Below are 3,337 nucleotides of genomic sequence, written 5' to 3'. Positions count from 1 at the left end.
AGCCGCCGGCCCGCTCCTCCCACACCGGCAGCCGACCCGGGCCGTAGACCGGCCGATCACACGCCGGCCACCACACCTGGTGATACGTCGCCGCCGCCACCTGCCGCAGCAGCACCCGTGGGATCGTGCCGCGGATCGCCGCGTGCAGGTGCGGCGCCAGGCGCCGTTGCGGTTCCAGGGCGGCGNTCCAGACAGGCGAAGTACTGCACGTCGTAGCCCACCGCCCGGCGCAGGTTCTGCCAGAACCGGTCGACCAGCTTAGGGAAATGGATCGCGTCACGGGCCGCCCGCCGGTAGTCATACGACGTCGGCTCCACCGGGCTGCCGTCCGAGGTCACCCGGCCGTAAGAGTCGCAGGTCAACGTCAGGAACATCGACGGCCGCCACACCGTCCCGTCGGGTGCGGTGAACGTCCGCCCGATCGTGCGCCGGTCGACGGGGAGCCGGGGCAGGTCGGGGGCGTCCTGCCGCCGTTTCGTCGACCGGGTCCGCCGGGTCCGCTCCCGATTGTCCGGCGCGGTCTTCCCCCGGACGCCGAGGTCTTCCAACGCCATGTCCACTTGCGAGATCAAATCGTCCGCTTCGGTGACCTGGTCGACGTTGTGGCAGGCGACAGCATCCGTCCGGACCGCTTCAAGATCCGCGCGGAGCTGCACGAGGGTTTTCGCGTCGTCGCCGGGCGGATTCGGGTCGGGTAGCGGTTCGTCGTTGAGATGCCAGCCGGCCTTGCACTGCGCCATCCTCAGTTTGCGTGCCCGGTCCGCGCACGGCGGGCACTTCGATGCCAACGTGGCCCCGCACGGCACCGGGACGGTTTCGCTCTCCCCGGTGACGGTGTCGATTTTCCGCATGGCCAGCGGTTGCACCGGGACGGTTTCCGTCTCCCCGGTGGCCAGGTCTACCCGGCGCATCGCCAGCGGCCGGATGCACACCCCGTTGTCGACCGCGACCGCCTCGAGAACCTGCCGGGCCAGCGGGAGACGCATCCGGGCCGTTCGGCTACCCGCCGCCGGATCCGTACTCGAGACGAGGCCGGTCAGACTGTCCGGATACGCCGCTGGCAGGCCGGCCGAGTCCGTTCCGTGCGTCATGCGGCCCGCTCCTCCTGGTCGTCGTGGTCCTGGCCGCCGTTGTCGGGATCGTGGGGGTCGGGGGGCGGTTCCCGGCAGCCACACACCCGCCCCCGCCCGACCGGCGCCCGGCAACCGACATCCGCCCGGTGCGCCGCCCACAGATGCCGGCACCAGGAGCAGACCGGCAGCACGTATACCGGGGCGTAGCCATCCGATGTGGTCATGCCGCCCAGCCGTTGACGTCCGGGGTCCAACCCTCGCCGCGATCACCGAAGTCGAACGCCGCCCCGGTGACCGGTGGTTGGTAGCGGTGCGCCATCCGGGAGATCTCGGCATCGTCGACCCAGGCCGCCCGCACCCGCACCGGATCCGCCTGCCCGTCGGCCAGCACATAGCCCACCCCGGGCAGCGCGTCGGGGATCTCCTCCGCCCGTGCCCCGCGGTCCCGGGCACCATCGCCCAACACCAGGTCGACCTGGTCGGGTTCGGTCAGCCGCAGCGCGACCCGGACCGGGAACAGGTCCCGGAACGGGAGCACCTCTTTCCGCGGGTCCTGCACCGCCCCGACCACCACCACCCCCGGCGCCCGGCCCTGCGACAGCAGCAGCGGCAGGGACGCGGACAACCGCCGCTTGACCTCCCGGTCGGTGACATACGCCGTCAGCGCGGCGAGTTCGTCGACGATCACGACGATCAGCGGTTCGTCCACGGTCGGGGTATGCAGCCGGGTCACGCCCCGCAGCCGGGCCGCCCGCGCCCGCATGACCGTGACCGCGTCGTCGAGCAGGTCGGCGATGCTGCCTGTGTCGGTGGCGAACCGGGTGAACATGCCCCGGCCGAACGCGAGTTCCATCCCGCCCTTCGGGTCGGCGACCCACAGTTCGACCAGGCCGGCGCGCACCGCCGGGCCGAGCCCGCGGATCGTCGCCCACAACACCGCGCTCTTCCCCGCCCCGGTCGCCCCCGCCACCAGCACATGCGCGCCGCGGACCGGCAACCGCCAGAGTTGGCCGTCTTCCCGCCGGCCGATCGGGATTCCCGTCAGGTTTACCGGCGTGTCGTCATCCCAACCGTCGTCGTCCCCGCCGTCGCCGTCGCCGTCCGCGTCCGGACCGTCGAGATCGGCCAAGGGGACAAGCTCGGCGAGGGGGTCACGGTGGGTGAAGTCCAGCCAGATGTACCCCACCCGGGTATCCGGGCGGACCCGGCAGGACTGCGCGCGGAACGCCTGCCGCAGCGCCTCAGCCTGCTCCGCCCACTGCTGCGGGGTCTGCCCGTACAGCAGCTCGACCCGCAGCCGATCCGCCCACCGATCCGAGCGGACCTGTCGAATACGCGGGAACGTTTCGGCGAAGGCGATCCGCTCCCCGTTGGACACCGGCACCCGGATCGCCAGCCCGGTATGCACCATCACCGGCCGCCACCGCCACCGGTAGACGGCCAGCAGCCGCAGCCGGCCCCGCAACCAGCCGACCAGCCAGGCGAACGACCGGCGATGCGCCAGCCGCCACCCCACCGCCAGCACGGCCAGGACCAGAGCCGCCACCCCGAGCCCGACCAGCCCGTACCGGTCCCGGAGCACCGCCACCGTCAGCAACAAGCCCACCAGGACCGGATGCCGCAGCACCAAGAGCACCAGCCGGGCGCACATCCGCCCGGCCAGCCCGGCGAGCACGACCCACAGCGGTACGTCGACTTTCGGATGCCGGGTCGGTATTTCGGGAAACGGCCGGGAGCCGTTGATTCTGGCCATGACAGATCACACCCACCCTGCATCGAAAGAAAAAGAAACGGAAGGAAGAGAAATCGGCGGGCCGGAACCGGTGGAGCGAAAAAGAAGACTCAGACGGCCGTCCCGGTACCCGTGATAAGCGCGCTCAGGCCGCGGTCGCGGTCTCGTTCTGTGAGGCGTCGGCGGTGGGATCTGTCAGCAGCCGTTCGCATTCGCCCAGATAGTCGGTGGCAGCCCGCACCAGCGCCCGCGCGAACGCGAGATGATCGACGGTCACCACGCCGTCTGTCACGGACAGGGACAGATGGGTGTGGTCGGCATCGACCGCGAGGATCGGCCGCTCGTGCGGGTAGGTGAAGCACCGCGCCGACCCGTCCGACCCGACATGCACGCTGATATGCCCGTGCGACCCGACCGGCACCCGCCCGCCACCGGCGTCCGGGATAGCTGTTGACTCGGTCATGCCGCGACCCGCCTCGCGCCCGTGCGCACCGGCCGTATCCCGGCCACCCAGAACGAGCCGGGGTTTCGC

The 3,337-nt window shown here is 71.3% G+C and carries 3 protein-coding genes and 1 pseudogene; all 4 read right to left on the bottom strand.

Annotated elements, in window-relative coordinates:
• Window positions 1-986 (bottom strand): annotated as a pseudogene (locus tag FrCorBMG51_RS24345) (replication initiator); the annotation flags it as partial.
• 101 nt (window positions 987-1,087) lie between these two features.
• A complete protein-coding gene (locus FrCorBMG51_RS24340) occupies window positions 1,088-1,297 on the bottom strand; it encodes a hypothetical protein (RefSeq protein ID WP_047225333.1) in 210 nt (69 codons plus the stop codon).
• Complete coding sequence (locus tag FrCorBMG51_RS24335) at window positions 1,294-2,826, bottom strand: FtsK/SpoIIIE domain-containing protein (protein WP_047225332.1); 1,533 nt, start codon at window positions 2,824-2,826, stop codon at window positions 1,294-1,296. Before FrCorBMG51_RS24335 ends, FrCorBMG51_RS24340 begins: the two co-directional genes overlap by 4 nt.
• A 124-nt stretch (window positions 2,827-2,950) precedes the next feature.
• On the bottom strand, window positions 2,951-3,337 hold a 387-nt coding region (locus FrCorBMG51_RS24330), incomplete at its 5' end, for a hypothetical protein (protein ID WP_235433869.1).

The organism is Protofrankia coriariae (genome assembly GCF_001017755.1).
GTDB classification, from domain to species: Bacteria; Actinomycetota; Actinomycetes; order Frankiales; family Frankiaceae; genus Protofrankia; species Protofrankia coriariae.
The sequence above is the reverse complement of the archived record's forward strand: the minus strand, read 5'-3'. Positions and strand labels throughout refer to the sequence as shown.